This is a genomic window from Klebsiella sp. AqSCr, from assembly GCF_008452795.1.
Taxonomy (GTDB): domain Bacteria; phylum Pseudomonadota; class Gammaproteobacteria; order Enterobacterales; family Enterobacteriaceae; genus Klebsiella; species Klebsiella pneumoniae.
Genome location: NZ_MJDM01000036.1, coordinates 1 through 658, shown reverse-complemented (window position 1 = coordinate 658; position 658 = coordinate 1). Strand labels below are relative to the sequence as shown.

At 55.6% G+C, this 658-nt stretch carries 1 pseudogene; it reads right to left on the bottom strand.

From position 1 onward, the window contains the following. Positions 1 to 658 (bottom strand): annotated as a pseudogene (locus BHE81_RS25955) (conjugal transfer protein TraH); the annotation flags it as partial.

The window sequence follows — 658 nt, the reverse complement described above, 5'->3', positions numbered from 1 at the left end:
CCTTAAGACACTTATCCGAATCATTGCAGTGGTAGATTTTAGCCGTGCCGCCCTCCATCATGGCTTTAATCAGGTCCTGGTCAGTGGTGCGTGCTGGCAGCGGCGTGATCTCACTGTTCTCACCAAAAATCAGCGTCCCGGTCAGGGTCATCACAAACTCTTTCAGCTCCTTATTGCCGTCAAAGAGCCGGTTTTTGGACAGGGCATCCCACATAATGTTGATGTTCTTCATCACACGCTCCTTGTCCTTATCGCTGGCTTTATCCTGCACTTTGTCCATCTGCCCCCCACCGAACAGCCCTGACGGGAAGCCGCCCAGTCCGCAAAAATGTTGCTCTCGCCGGCAATGTCCTGGCAGACCTTTTGCTGCGCCACCTGGGTCCGTGGAAACAGACCGCCCACAATGCCCTGAGCGGCCTGGCAGGAGCTGAGGTTCATGCTGTTGATGTCGCTGGCCATCTTCTGCAGGAAGTCTTTGGCAGTTTTGATCTCCGGAACCGTGGTCTGCAGGGCAAGGTCAAAGAAGTAGCCCGCGGCGTTGGACATAATTTGTTTGCCGAAGCGCTGCAGCTGCTCGCTGTTGATAAAGGAGAACGACCCCAGGTACGCATCGATGCCGCCGCAGCCGGCGTTAATATCCGGCAGGGTCATGCTGACC